This is a genomic window from Haloarcula limicola (assembly GCF_010119205.1).
Classification (GTDB): domain Archaea; phylum Halobacteriota; class Halobacteria; order Halobacteriales; family Haloarculaceae; genus Haloarcula; species Haloarcula limicola.
The window spans coordinates 104,755-117,549 of the sequence record NZ_WRXM01000001.1 but is presented as its reverse complement, the minus strand read 5'-3'; the positions used below and the strand labels follow the sequence as shown (position 1 = coordinate 117,549).

The 12,795-nt window shown below is 67.0% G+C and carries 12 protein-coding genes; 1 reads left to right on the top strand and 11 read right to left on the bottom strand.

All coding sequences use genetic code 11. The features are described 5' to 3' along the window. Positions 1-4: 4 nt before the first annotated feature. Entirely contained in the window at positions 5-1,129 is a 1,125-nt protein-coding gene (locus tag GO488_RS00675) for a hypothetical protein (RefSeq protein WP_162315883.1), read from the top strand. Positions 1,130-1,150: 21 nt separating this feature from the next. On the opposite strand, the gene pfkB is transcribed toward GO488_RS00675, so the two are convergent. The 11 genes from pfkB to GO488_RS00620 all read right to left on the bottom strand — a co-directional run bounded on the left by pfkB (position 1,151) and on the right by GO488_RS00620 (position 12,692). Beyond that, positions 1,151-2,059 (bottom strand): 1-phosphofructokinase, encoded by a 909-nt coding sequence (pfkB, locus tag GO488_RS00670; RefSeq protein WP_162315882.1) that lies wholly within the window; start codon positions 2,057-2,059, stop codon positions 1,151-1,153. Then, complete coding sequence (glpR, locus tag GO488_RS00665; RefSeq protein WP_162315881.1) at positions 2,056-2,823, bottom strand: HTH-type transcriptional regulator GlpR; 768 nt, start codon at positions 2,821-2,823, stop codon at positions 2,056-2,058. The genes pfkB and glpR overlap by 4 nt, the downstream gene beginning before the upstream one ends. Positions 2,824-2,903: 80 nt before the next feature. Further along, a complete protein-coding gene (locus GO488_RS00660) occupies positions 2,904-3,887 on the bottom strand; it encodes an isocitrate/isopropylmalate dehydrogenase family protein (RefSeq protein WP_162315880.1) in 984 nt (327 codons plus the stop codon). Between the two features lie 515 nt (positions 3,888-4,402). Further along, on the bottom strand, positions 4,403-5,143 hold the full coding sequence (locus GO488_RS00655; RefSeq protein ID WP_162315879.1) for an HFX_2341 family transcriptional regulator domain-containing protein: 741 nt from the start codon (positions 5,141-5,143) through the stop codon (positions 4,403-4,405). 188 nt (positions 5,144-5,331) lie between these two features. Beyond that, entirely contained in the window at positions 5,332-6,030 is a 699-nt protein-coding gene (leuD, locus tag GO488_RS00650) for a 3-isopropylmalate dehydratase small subunit (RefSeq protein ID WP_162315878.1), read from the bottom strand. After that, positions 6,027-7,448 (bottom strand): 3-isopropylmalate dehydratase large subunit, encoded by a 1,422-nt coding sequence (gene leuC, locus GO488_RS00645; RefSeq protein ID WP_162315877.1) that lies wholly within the window; start codon positions 7,446-7,448, stop codon positions 6,027-6,029. The genes leuD and leuC overlap by 4 nt, the downstream gene beginning before the upstream one ends. Next, complete coding sequence (locus tag GO488_RS00640; protein ID WP_162315876.1) at positions 7,445-7,720, bottom strand: DUF7989 family protein; 276 nt, start codon at positions 7,718-7,720, stop codon at positions 7,445-7,447. Before GO488_RS00640 ends, leuC begins: the two co-directional genes overlap by 4 nt. Beyond that, entirely contained in the window at positions 7,713-8,744 is a 1,032-nt protein-coding gene (ilvC, locus tag GO488_RS00635; protein ID WP_162315875.1) for a ketol-acid reductoisomerase, read from the bottom strand. Before ilvC ends, GO488_RS00640 begins: the two co-directional genes overlap by 8 nt. Then, complete coding sequence (gene ilvN / locus GO488_RS00630; protein ID WP_162315874.1) at positions 8,737-9,324, bottom strand: acetolactate synthase small subunit; 588 nt, start codon at positions 9,322-9,324, stop codon at positions 8,737-8,739. The genes ilvC and ilvN overlap by 8 nt, the downstream gene beginning before the upstream one ends. A gap of 14 nt (positions 9,325-9,338) precedes the next feature. Beyond that, positions 9,339-11,102, bottom strand: a complete 1,764-nt coding sequence (ilvB, locus tag GO488_RS00625) for a biosynthetic-type acetolactate synthase large subunit (protein ID WP_162315873.1) — start codon at positions 11,100-11,102, stop codon at positions 9,339-9,341. Positions 11,103-11,444: 342 nt separating this feature from the next. Continuing rightward, positions 11,445-12,692, bottom strand: coding sequence for a LeuA family protein (locus tag GO488_RS00620; RefSeq protein WP_162317505.1), 1,248 nt, complete (start codon positions 12,690-12,692; stop codon positions 11,445-11,447). Positions 12,693-12,795 lie beyond the last annotated feature (103 nt).

Here is a 12,795-nt window from a genome sequence, read left to right as displayed (position 1 = left end):
GGCCATGGACGAGTCAACTCGACGAGCCGTCGCCGCCGCACGCGAGGAGTTCCCGTCAGTGGCCGCGTTGGACGAGGTAGAACGCGGCCGCGCCGTCTTCGGGTTCGACGGCTACCTCGACCGGGTCCGAGAGATCGTCGCCGACCGCGTCGACCCGGATACCTACGAGGGACTCTCGACCATTGCCGCGCTCGGCGACCGGGTGGCCAATTCGGTCGCCGCCGACAGCTCGCTCACCTTCGAGTGGCTCCAGCACGGCAACCGCACGGGCGGTCACACCTGCCACCTCGCCCGCGCGTTCGGCACCTGGTCGTTCGATCCGGTGATGGTCGGGATGTACGGCGACCCGGTCCACGACGCGTTCGCCTCGGAGTTCGACGACTACGAACTCCACTCGATGGGCGACCCGGGGGTCACCGACGCCGTCGAGTTCGACGACGGGAAGCTGATGCTGACCGAGGTCGGCGACACGATGGACCTCGACTGGGCGGGCCTCGACGAACGACTCGGCCACGAGCGACTCGCCGACCGGCTCGACGGCGCAGCGCTACTCGGAATCGGCTACTGGTCAGAGACGCCCGGGCTCCCCGATATCCTGAAGGGATTGCGCGAGCTCTGGGACGATATCGCCGACCCGCCTTCCCACGTGCTGGTCGACCCGGGCGACGTGCGGAAACTCGACGCCGAGGGCCTGCGAGCCGGGCGGAAGGCCATCGGGCGACTGAACGAAGTGACGGACGTCGTCGTCTCCTCGAACCGCGCGGAGACGGGCGTCCTGGCGGATGCCTACGAAGGAGAGGCCGATCGTTCGTTCGAAGAAGCGGCCGAGGTCGTCGAGAGCGTCCTCTCGCCGGCGTGGTTCGTCGGCCACGGCGTCGACCGCTCCGTGGTCGTCTCTCCCGACGGGACGGACAGCGTCGCCGTCCCCGCGGTCACGGATCCCGAACTGACGACGAGCTCCGGCGACCACTTCAACGCGGGGCTCGGTCTCGGGCTCGTGAACGGACTCTCCCCGGCGGCGGCCGTCGTCCTCGGGAACGCCGTCGCCGGTCACTTCGTCCGGACCGCGGACCAGCCGTCGCTCGCGGATGTTCGCGCCTTCGTCGACGACTACGACGAGAAGTTCTGAAACGGGACGATCAGTCCGGCGCTACAACTCTCGAACCGTCACTCGTTCTCGCAACGTCTCGATATCCTCGAAGGACGGAACGGCGGTGCCGGCCTGTTCGACGAGTCGCGCGGAGACGGCGACGCCGTTCTGCAGCGCCGTCGCGTCGTCCTCTCCGTCCTCCCACGCGGCGACGACCCCGGAGAGGAGGGCGTCGCCGGCACCGACGGTATCGACGACGTCCACGTCGAGGGCTTCGGCGTAGAGGAGGTCCGAACCGTTTGCGAGTACCGCGCCGTCGCCGCCCAGCGAGGCCAGCACGCGGTCGAACCCGCGGTCGCGGAAGGCGTCGGCCGCGCGCGCGCAGCCCTCGATGGTCGAGACGTCGGCACCGGTGGCGTCGCCGAGCTCTTCGCGGTTGGGCTTACAGAGGGCGTACCGCGCGTCGAGTTCTCGGAGCGCCTTTCCCTCCATGTCGACGATGGTGTCCCAGTCGCCCGCCGTGGCGACGGTATCGACGTCTGCGACGGACAGACCCGGCGGGAGACTCCCGCCGACGAGGACGCGGTCGGGGTCCTGTTCGCGGACCCGCCCGATAACCGCGTCGAGGTCGCTCTCCCCGACCGTCGGCCCGTCGTGGTTGAGCTTGTACTCGACGCCCTCGGCGAGCGCCGTCGTGTTGAGTCGCGTCGTTCCCGCTACCTCGACGAAATCGGTTTCTACGCCGTCGGCCCGCATGTCGTCGCGGATAAACTTGCCCGTGAACCCGCCGACGACGCCGGTGGCGACGCAGGGCTTCGCCATCGCCGTGAGGAACTGCGCGACGTTGATCCCCTTCCCGCCGGCGTCGAAGCGGGCGTCGCTGGCCCGCATGACGCGGTCCGGAGCCATCGGTTCGTCGAACTGAATCGTCTGGTCGACCGCCGGGTTGAACGTGAGTGTGACTATCATGCTGTGATACCTTCGACGACGACGTCGACGTCCGCCTCGGAAACCGCCTCGGCGAGGGCCGCCGGGAGCGCCTCGTCCGTGACGAGCATATCGACGTCCGACAGGTCCGCAAACGAGACGAAGCTCCGTTCCCCGAACTTCGAACTGTCCGCGACGAGGACGACGCGTCCGGCGCGTTCGACCATCTGGCGCTTGACCGCGGCCTCGGCCTCGTTGGGCGTCGAGAGGCCGACCGTCGCGTCCAGCGCGTTGGTCCCCAGAAAGAGGAGGTCGAAGTTCGTCCGATCGAGGAAGGCCTCGGCGGTCGAGCCGACGAGCGCGCGCGTTCGCGCCCGCAGCGTCCCGCCGGTCAGTTTCACGTCGATCTCGCCGTCAGACAGTTCCGTGGCGAGTTCCGGCATGTTCGTCGCGGCGACGTACCCCTCGTCGGGGGCGGCCCGCGCGACCTCCATCGTGGTCGTCCCCGCGTCGAAGAAGACGACCTCGCCCTCGCGGATCTCCTCGCTCGCCCGCGCGGCGATGGCCCGCTTCGCCTCTAAGTGCTCGACCTCGCGCTGGTCGTACGAACGCTCCGTACCGACCGACGACGCCGGGACCGCCCCGCCGTGCGAGCGTTCGATGCGGCCCTCCTCTTCGAGGTCGCGGAGGTCTCGGCGGATCGTCGCCTTCGAGAACTCCAGTTCGTCGGCCAGCACGGAGACGGAACAGCCGTCTCGTTCCGTCACCAGCTGGACGATAGTTCGTTTGCGTTCGGCCGGGAGCATGCTGTTTCCCGTGATTGTTTCGCTTCGTTTTTACCACTTTCTATCGTCCCTTGCTCGTTTCTGAGTGAAGAAAAGAAAGCCTACAGTTCGTCGACGACGGCGTCGGTGACGTCCGTCGTCCCGGCGTCGCCGCCGAGGTCGGGCGTACGCGGGCCGGATTCGAGGACCGATTCGACCGCGGTTCGCACCCGCTCGCCCTCCTCGTCGTAGCCGAGGTGCTCTAACAGCATCGCCGCGGAGAGGATCATCGCCGAAGGGTTGGCGACGCCCTCGCCGGCGATGTCCGGAGCCGACCCGTGGACGGGTTCGAACAGCGCGTTGTCCTCGCCGACGTTCGCCGACGGGAGCAGTCCGAGGCCGCCGACCAGTCCGGCCGAGAGGTCAGAGAGCATATCGCCCGCGAGGTTGGGGCAGATGATGACGTCGTACTCCTCGGGCGTCATCACCAGATGCATCGCCAGCGCGTCCATCAGGGCCGTGTCGTAGTCGGCACCTCGTTCCTCCGCGACCGCTTCGGCGGTCTCGAGGAACAGGCCGTCCGTCTGACGCATGACGTTGGCCTTGTGGGCGATGGTCACGTCCTCGTAGCCGTTCTGCTTCGCGTAGTCGAAGCCGTACTCGGCGATGTCGCGGGAAGCTTCCTCCGTGATGACGCGAGTCAGCGTCCGCACGCCCTCGGTGATCTCGCTCTCGATGCCGGTGTAGACGCCCTCGGTGTTCTCCCGGATGAACACGATATCGGTGTCCGGCTGAACCGCGTCTAGTCCGGGGTACGACCGCGCCGGACGGACGTTGGCGAACGAGCCGACGACCTCGCGCAGCGGGAGGATGACGTCGGCGGCCGTCTCGCCGGCCGCGCCGAACAGCGTCGCGTCGGCGTCGGCCGCGACGTCCCGCGTCTCCTGCGGGAGCGCCTCGCCGGTCTCCGCTTTCACTGCGTCGCCTGCGTCGCCCTCGACGAAGTCGAAATCGACCGTCTCGATGGCCGAAAGGACCTCGACGGCGGCGGGCGTGACCTCCTGTCCGATCCCGTCACCGGGGATGACCGCGATCTCGTGTGTCATGTGCGCCGAGAGGCGGCCGGCCGGTGAAAGTGGTTCGGTTCCGACGCGTTGCCGCTTCAGGCCGCCGGGTCGCCGTTACCGACGACCATAGCGGTCGAGGACGACGGGGACCGGAATCGCTACTAGCGACGCGTTGGGCCGGTAGTACGAGAAACGGACAGACGGGACCCGCGACCGAGCGTCAGCGGGGACCGCCGGCGGGCGACCGGCATCGGACCGCGACGCGGACGAACGCGGGCGGTTCCCGCCCGCCCGGCACACAACGTCAGCGGCTGTGTGGGATGGCACGGGCCGCCAGCCGCGACCGCCCGCGGGAGGGGAGTGGAGGGCCGACGAATCGGCGGGTAGCGGCCGTGGCGTGGCGTCCCGTGCACAGTAACTCGTTCACGGGGGTAGTTTGTAGGTACTGCCCGGATACCCGCGATACTCTCGATACCGTTCTGACTGTCGTTACTATTCGCACTATCGGTCACACGGACTCCGTAACGCGGACGAGAATCCCGAAGGCTGCGATTTCAGAGCTTGTGCCGAAACGCGTGGAGGACGTTCCGGCCAGTTTCGGTCAGTGCTATCTGTTTCGTCCGACCGACCGCTCGAACGGATATGTAGCCGTCGGCCGCCAGCGGATCGACGACGTTCGCGTTCAACAGCGCGAACTTCGCCTTGTCGTTCGAGGGGTTCGCGTCGTCGATGAACGACAGCGCGTCCTCCTCGGCGAACTCGATGAGGTCCTTCTTCTTGGCCGTGTAACTCTCGCTGTTGGTCCGGTCGAGGTAGTCGAGGATAGCGACCTGGTCCCTGGGGATGGCCTCGATGGGATAGGAGGGGAGCACCTCGGCTTCCCGAACCCCTTCCGTGAGCGGTTCCTCGGCGACAGAGGGGACGTGGCGTTCGGGATGGACGTAGTACGCCGTCGCGTCCGTCGCCATGCAGGCGATGGCGCTCCCGATAGCCGCCACCTTCGGCCCGCTGGAGACGTTGACCCGGACGATGTCGTCGGGGTGGTCCGCGGCGAGGGTCGTGACGACAGCCATCACGTCGTAGAGGTCGTCCAGATCGGTCTCGTGAATCTCGATATCGACGCTGTCGTTCTCCAGGTCCTCGACGAGGGCCTGTTGATACGGCGTGAACTGCTGTCGTCGCTCGGTCCGGTTCAGCAGATAGACGGCGTCGGCGTTGTGCCGGCGAATCGGCTCGACGATGCGGTCCCGTTCGTGCCCCAGCGGCGCGATGTGGACCTCGCGTATCCGCTCCATAGGTGTCCCTCACACCGGGAGACCGACTGTGTTTCGGCTCTTCGCGGGCGAAATCAGAAGAACGTCCAGCGGACAGTCGCCCACATCTACGACCCGGCCGCTTACGCCGGAGAGTTGAAACGCTCCGTAGTTAATCGTCCGCTTCTGCGAACCGGACGCTTACGCCGGAGAGCTGAAACGCTCCGTAGTTAATCGTCCGCTTCGACGTCCGACCGCGTCTGGTCCAGATACGGCAGCTGTGCGGCCGTCTCCTCGATGGCGTTCCGGTTGGCCTTCATCAGCGCCGTCGTGTCCCAGATACCCTCGACGAGGGCCTGTCGCTGAGCGTCGTCGACGGAGACGTTCGCTTCGTTGCCGAGCGCAGACCTCTCCGAGTTCTGCTCGGCTCCGGAATCGTCCGATTCCGGAACGCCGTAACGAACCGTCTCTGCCGCCACGTCGACTTCGATTCTCCCGTCCGGGTTGTCGTCGACCCACTGCTGGAGCGCGTTGATGGTCTCGTGGTCGGCGGTCACCGTCGGGATGCCGAGCGCGAGGCAGTTGCCCGCGAAGATCTCGGCGAAGCTCTCGCCGATGATGGCGTCGATGCCCCAGCGCATCAGCGCCTGCGGGGCGTGTTCCCGGGAGGAGCCACAGCCGAAGTTGCTGTTGACCACCATGACGTTGGCGTCCTGGAAGCGCTCCTCGTTCATCGGGTGGTCCTTCGGGTTGTCCTCGTCGTCGAACCGGACGTCGAAGAAGGCGAACTCGCCCAGGCCGTCGAAGGTGACGACCTTCATGAACCGCGCGGGGATGATCTGGTCCGTGTCGATGTCGTTCCCGCGGATGGGGATACCGGTCCCCTCGACGTAGTCGACTTCGGGGATGTCCTCGGTGGCGTCGCTCATGCCAGATTCACCTCCTTCAGGTCCCGCACGTCAGAGACTTCGCCGTTGATGGCCGCCGCGGCCACCATCCGGGGGTTCATCAGGACGGTGCGGCCGTCCTTGCTCCCCTGCCGGCCGACGAAGTTCCGGTTCGAGGAGGAGGCACACGCCTCGTCGCCCTCCAGTTGGTCCTCGTTCATGCCAAGACACATCGAACAGCCGGCGTTGCGCCACTCGAAGCCGGCCTCCTCGAAGACGTCCTTGAGCCCCTCTTCCTCGGCGGTGCGCTGGACGCGCTGGCTGCCGGGGACGACGAACGCGCGCACGTCGTCGGCGACCTGCCGGCCCTTGACGACGCGGGCCGCGCGGCGCAGGTCGGGCATCCGCGCGTTCGTACACGAGCCGAGGAAGGCCACGTCGATGTCGTAGCCGTTCATCGTCTCGCCGGGCTCGACGCGCATGTGCTTCTGGGCGCGCCGGGCGGTGTCCTGCTTGTCCTCGGGGAGGTCCTCGGGGGCCGGGATCGGGTCGTCGATGCCGATGCCCTGACCGGGCGTGGTCCCCCACGTCACGACGGGGTCGAGGTCGCTCGCGTCGATCTCGACCACGTCGTCGTACTCGGCGTCCTCGTCGCTGCGGATGGACTCCCAGTACGGCTTCAGTTCCTCGAACTTCTCGGGGTTCTCCCGGAAGTAGTCGGTGTCTTTCAGCCACTCGACGGTTGTCTCGTCGGGGTTGACGTAGCCCGCGCGAGCGCCGCCCTCGATGGACATGTTACAGATGGACATCCGTCCCTCCATGTCGAGGTTCTCGATGGCCTCGCCGGCGTACTCGTAGACGTAGCCGACGCCGCCCTCGGTACCGAGCCGGCGGATGATCTCGAGGACGATGTCCTTGGCCTCGACGCCCTCGCCGAGTTCGCCGTTGACCTCGATCTTCCGGACCTTCTGCTTCTCCATGGCGATGGTTTGGGTCGCCAGCACGTCCCGAATTTGGCTGGTCCCGATACCGAACGCCAGGGCGCCGAACGCGCCGTGCGTGGAGGTGTGGCTGTCGCCGCAGACGATGGTCTTGCCGGGCTGGGTGATCCCCTGCTCCGGCCCGATGACGTGGACGATCCCCTGATCGCCGGTCGTCGGGTCCGAGAACTCGATGCCGGCGTCCCGGACGTTCTGTTCGAGTTCGGACATCATGTTCTCGGCCGCGTCGTCGGCGTAGGGCCGGTCCTGATTCGCCGTCGGGACGATGTGGTCGACCGTCGCGTGGGTCAAGTCCGGTCGTGCGACTTCGAGGCCGCGCTCCTGGAGCATCCCGAACGCCTGCGGGCTGGTGACCTCGTGGATGAGGTGGAGGCCGACGAACATCTGGTCCTGCCCGTTCGGCAGCGTCGTGACTTTGTGCCGGTCCCAGACTTTGTCGTAGAGCGTCCCCTGACTCATACTGTCTCGTCCCGTCCCTCGGTCCCGCGCTCGTAGGCGCGGGTGACCCCTTCACCGGGCGCTTCGTGGTCGACGTCGGACATCGTCTCTTCGGCCTCTGTCTCGTCCTCGGCGTCGCGTTCGCCGGACCGCTCGCCCCCGTCGGCGGCCACCGCTGGGCCGCGCTGGAAGGCCGCGCCGAAGGTCTCGTTCGTGTGCGGGTGCGTGTGGTCCACGTCGCCCATCGTGCTGTCTCCGTCCGCTCTCACCGTCGTTCGTTTTTCCTCAGTCATCTGCTGGTGCTTCCTCTTTCTCCTGGTCGGCGTCCTCGCCCCACGCGAACAGCTCGCGCAGGCCGCCGCCGACCTCCTCGATCTGGTGGTTCTCCTCCGCCGCGCGATACTGCTTGTAGGCGGGCCGGTGAGCCTGGTTCTCGTTGATCCACTCGCGGGCGAACTCGCCGTTCTGGACCTCTTCGAGGATCTTCTCCATGCCCTCGCGGTCGATGACCTCCTCACCGCGGGTGAGACCGCCGTACTCGGCGGTGTCGGAGACGGAGTTCCACATGCCCATGTGACCGCCTTCGTACATCAGGTCGACGATGAGCTTGAGCTCGTTCAGGCACTCGAAGTAGGCCATCTCCGGGGCGTAGCCCGCGTCGACGAGCGTCTCGAAGCCGGCCTTGACCATCTCGGTGACGCCGCCACAGAGTACCGCCTGCTCGCCGAAGAGGTCCGTCTCGACCTCCTCCTGGAACGTCGTCTCGATGACGCCGGCGCGGGTGCAACCGATGCCCTTCGCGTAGGCCAGCGACTCCTCCTTGGCGTCGCCGGTCGCGTCCTGGTAGATCGCGATGAGTCCGGGGGTCCCCTCGCCGCGCTCGTAGGTCCGGCGCACGAGGTGGCCCGGGGACTTCGGTGCGACCATCGTCACGTCGACGCCCTCCGGCGGTTCGATCTGCCCGTAGTGGATGTTGAACCCGTGGGCGAACTGGAGCGTGTCGCCCTCGTCGAGCTCGTCCTCGATGGCCTCGTAGACGGCCGGCTGGACGGTGTCGGGGACGAGCATGACGACGCGGTCGGCCTCTCGGGCCGCCGCGTCCGGCGTCTCGACGCGCAGACCGGCCTCTTCGGCCGCCGAGCGCGAGGAGGAGTCCTCGCGCAGGCCGACGACGACGTCGACCCCGGAGTCGTGCAGGTTCAGGGAGTGGGCGTGGCCCTGCGAACCGTAGCCGAGTACGGCAACCGTCTCGTCGTCGAGTGTCGATACGTCCGCGTCGTCGTCGTAGTAAACCGTCGTGTTGAGTTCGTCAGTCATCTTTATCGAGTGTGTTGGGGCCGCGTTCGAGTGCGGCGGCCCCGGTCCGCACGATCTCCTGCACGTCGAACTGCCTGAAGGCCTCGACGGCGGCGTCGATCTTCTGCTTGCTGCCCGTGATCTCGACGGTCACCGAGTCGGTGGAGGCGTCGACGGCCTGGCCGTCGTACATCTCCGCGACGGCGTTCACGTCGTCGGGTTTCTCCCCGCCGACCTTGACGAGCGCCAGTTCCCGCCGCACCGCCTCGGGTTCCAGCTCCGAGACGGAGACAACGGGCACGAGCTTCTGCAGCTGTTTTTTCGCCTGTTCGATCCCCGGTTCCGGCTCCTCGATGAGGATCGTCATCCGGGCTGTATCCTCCTCACTCGTCGGGCCGACGGTGAGGCTTTCGATGTTGAACTGCCGGCGGCTGAAGAGTCCGGACACCTCGGAGAGCACGCCCGGTCGGTGCTTGACGAGCGCCGACAGAACCGCCTGCCGCGGCTCGTGGGTCACTTCGGCCTCGGGGTCGACGCGGATCCCCTGCGTGTTGCGTCGGCCCTCGGGGCGGATCCGTTCGTCCGGCGCGGGTCCTGGCATTCCTCCGGTCATCGTTAGAGCATCTCCAGATGGTCTTCCTGCAGTGCGAACAGGCCGTTGTCACCGCCGCTCGGGACCATCGGGAAGACGTTCTCCCCGGGGTCGATGTGCGCGTCGATGACGCTCGGCCCGTCGTAGTCGCGGGCCGCCTGAATCGTCTCCTCGACGTCCTCCTCGGCCTCCAGTCGGAATCCGCGAGCGCCGAAGGCTTCGGCGAGCTTGTCGAAGGCCGGGATCCACGGGTACTCCGAGGCCATCCGACGGCCCTCGTAGAAGCCGTCCTGCCACTGGCGGACCATCCCGACCGCCTCGTTGTTGAGGATGACGTAGGTGATGTCGAGGTTCTCTCGGACCGCGACCGAGATGCCCTGCACCGTCATCAGGAACGAGCCGTCGCCGTCGAAGCAGACGACTTCCTGGTCGGGGGCGGCCAGTTTCGCGCCGATGGCCGCGGGGACGCCGTAGCCCATCGTCCCGAGGCCGTGGGAAGACACCCACGTCCGGGGCTTGGTGAACTCCCAGAACTGCGAGGCCCACATCTGGTGTTGGCCGACGCCGGTACAGACGATGGTGTCGTCGGGCGTCAGGTCGGAGAACGTCTCGACGACGTACTGCGGCTTCAGCGGTTCGTCGTCGGGCATCTCGTACTCCATCGGGTACTCGTCTTTCCAGTCCTGACACTGCTCGCGCCACGCGTCGGCCTCGGGCGCACGAGGCATGGCGTCGAACAACTGGCGCAGGACCTTCCGCGCGTCGCCGATGAGCGGGTAGTCCGCGTAGATGTTCTTGCTGATCTCCGCGGGGTCGATGTCGACGTGGATGACGTCGGCGTCGGGCGCGAAGGAGTCGACGCCGCCGGTCAGGCGGTCGTCGAAGCGCGTGCCGATGGCCAGCAGGCAGTCCGTGTTCGTGATCGCCAGGTTGGCGTAGCCGGTGCCGTGCATCCCGGCCCACTCTAAGGAGAGCTCGTGGTCCTCGGGGAAGCTCCCGATGCCGGGCATCGTCGTGACGACCGGGACCTCGTACTCCGTGGCGAGCTCCCGCAGCGCCGCCGAGGCGTTGGCCTTGATGACGCCGCCGCCGGCCAGGATGACCGGGCGGTCGGCGGCCGCGAACGCGTCTGCGGCCTCCTGCACGGCCTCGTCGTCGGCCTCCTCCTGGACCTCGTAGGTGTCGGGCGTCGCGGCCGCTTTCGGTTCGATATCCGTCTCGCCCTGCGTGACGTCCTTCGGGAGGTCGACGAGCGTCGGCCCCTGTCGGCCCTCGTCGGCCAGCGCGAACGCCTCGCTGACGTTGTCGCCGACGGTGTCGGGGCTGCTCGCGAAGTAGCTCTCCTTCGTGACCGGCTGAGTGATGCCGACGGTGTCGGTCTCCTGGAACGCGTCGTTGCCGACCATCTCTTTCGAGACCTGGCCCGTCAATGCGATCATCGGATCGGAGTCCATGTTCGCATCGGCGATGCCGGTCACGAGGTTGGTCGCGCCCGGCCCGGACGTGGCGAAACAGACGCCGGGGTCGCCCGTGACGATGCCGTAGGCGTCGGCGGCGTGCGAGGCCCCTTGCTCGTGAGCCATCGTCACGTGATTGATGTCGGAGTCGTACAGCGCGTCGTAGACGGGCATGATAGCGCCGCCCTGCACGCCGAAGACGTACTCCGTGCCGGCGTTTTCGAGCGCCCGGACGACCGACTGCGCGCCGGTCGTAACCGGGGCCGCGTCCTCGCTCTCCGTCTCCTGTTCGTCCGCTTCCTCCTTGGGAACGGACGCGCGTTCGCTCATGCTGTCCCTCCGTCCGCTGTCGGTCGATACCGCGGTGCTGTGTGTGCTGTGTGCATAGCTGGCGTCTCTGCTGTATGGTGGATAGTCGATACGGCCGGCGACGAAAGTGAGGTGTGAGGGGCTAGAAGGCCCCTACAATACGCCCGCCGCGAAGAAGGTGCGCGTCGCTGGTGGTCGCGGTCGAACGGACCCGACTGCCAGTACGCGCTGTCATCACGTCGAATCTCTGTCCGCGGTGAGTAATAAACGTTCTGTGAGAGCCGCTGGCGCACGGCACCGTCGCTCCGAGACGCCGTTGCGCACCGCTGTCGTCTCGTCGCGGCCGAAGGCGCGGTCATGGACCTACGCCCGGACCTCCTCAGACTCCTCGTCGACGCCGACCTCCGTGGCGAACCGTTCGAGTTCGCTCATGGTGACCTGCTGTTTCTCCGCGCCGTAGTCCTTGACGCGGCGGGTCACTTCACGGACCTCGGCCTCGGTCGGGGCGTAGCCAGCGTCGACCAGCCGCTCGCGCACCGAGTGCGCGCCGGTGTGTTTGCCGAGCACCAGTTCGCGTTCGGCACCGACCATCTCGGGCGTCATGACGCCCGGTTCGAAGGTGTCGGCGTTCTGGATGACGCCGGCGGCGTGAATGCCGCTCTCGTGGGAGAAGGCGTTGCGCCCGACGACCGGCTTGTTGGCCGGGACCGGGATGTCCGACTTCTCCTCGACGACGCGTGACAGCTCCGTAATGCGCGTCGTATCGATGCCCGTCTCGACGTCGTACAGCGCCTCTAACGCCATGACGACCTCCTCGTAGGCCGCGTTACCGGCCCGCTCCCCGATGCCGTTGACCGAGACCTGCGCCTGGCTCGCGCCCGCTTCGAACCCGGAGATGGCGTTGGCCGAGGCCAGCCCGAAGTCGTCGTGCGTGTGCACGTCGATGCGCGCGTCGGTGTGGCCGTCGACGATCTCGATGAGGTCGTAGAACCGCCGCGGCGTGGCGACCCCACACGTGTCGGGGATGTTGATCCAGTCCGCGCCCGCCGCCGAGGTCGCCTCGATGACCTCGAGGAGGAACTCCTCGTCGGTCCGAGTGGCGTCCATCGGCGAGAACATGCACTCGACGCCCGCCTCGGCGATGCGCTCGACGGCTTCGACCGCCGACTCCAGCGCCTCCTCTCGGGTCGCGTGCATGGAATCCTGCAACTGTACGTCCGACGTCGAGACGAAGGTGTGGACCATGTCCACACCCGAATCCAAGGCCGCCTCGATGTCTTTCTCGACCACGCGCGCCAGTCCGCACGTCGTGACACTCGTGGACTCCGCGATGTCGCGCACTGCCTCGAACTCCGCGTCGGAGTTGACGGGGAACCCGGCCTCGATGACGTGGGTGCCCATCTCATCGAGTACAGCGGCTATCTCGCGTTTGTCCTCGTAGTTGAACGACGTGCGTGGCGACTGTTCGCCGTCGCGCAGCGTGGTGTCGAAAATCCGTGCGTCTGTTATCTCAGACGTGGAATCCAGTGTGCCCTGGAAGAACTCGATCCGCCGGAGATCCCGACGTGCCCTCGTTGTTGGACATAAGCACCTATATCTGGACACTTCCAGTATTTATAGTTGTCCATCGGGCCGGTTCCGGACGGGCGTGCAGTCCGCGGCAGACGCCGCGCGTCGGACGGGAGCCGAAAATTTTTGCCGGTGCCCCGCCTCC

What these genes read in the sequence shown, in the direction of transcription:
- GO488_RS00640 (WP_162315876.1), bottom strand. Translation starts at nt 7,720, where the DNA reads ATGACTGAGGAAAAACGAACGACGGTGAGAGCGGACGGAGACAGCACG.
- pfkB (WP_162315882.1), bottom strand. Translation starts at nt 2,059, where the DNA reads ATGATAGTCACACTCACGTTCAACCCGGCGGTCGACCAGACGATTCAG.
- GO488_RS00675 (WP_162315883.1), top strand. Translation starts at nt 5, where the DNA reads ATGGACGAGTCAACTCGACGAGCCGTCGCCGCCGCACGCGAGGAGTTC.
- GO488_RS00655 (WP_162315879.1), bottom strand. Translation starts at nt 5,143, where the DNA reads ATGGAGCGGATACGCGAGGTCCACATCGCGCCGCTGGGGCACGAACGG.
- glpR (WP_162315881.1), bottom strand. Translation starts at nt 2,823, where the DNA reads ATGCTCCCGGCCGAACGCAAACGAACTATCGTCCAGCTGGTGACGGAA.
- GO488_RS00660 (WP_162315880.1), bottom strand. Translation starts at nt 3,887, where the DNA reads ATGACACACGAGATCGCGGTCATCCCCGGTGACGGGATCGGACAGGAG.
- ilvC (WP_162315875.1), bottom strand. Translation starts at nt 8,744, where the DNA reads ATGACTGACGAACTCAACACGACGGTTTACTACGACGACGACGCGGAC.
- leuD (WP_162315878.1), bottom strand. Translation starts at nt 6,030, where the DNA reads ATGAGCGACGCCACCGAGGACATCCCCGAAGTCGACTACGTCGAGGGG.
- ilvN (WP_162315874.1), bottom strand. Translation starts at nt 9,324, where the DNA reads ATGCCAGGACCCGCGCCGGACGAACGGATCCGCCCCGAGGGCCGACGC.
- leuC (WP_162315877.1), bottom strand. Translation starts at nt 7,448, where the DNA reads ATGAGTCAGGGGACGCTCTACGACAAAGTCTGGGACCGGCACAAAGTC.
- ilvB (WP_162315873.1), bottom strand. Translation starts at nt 11,102, where the DNA reads ATGAGCGAACGCGCGTCCGTTCCCAAGGAGGAAGCGGACGAACAGGAG.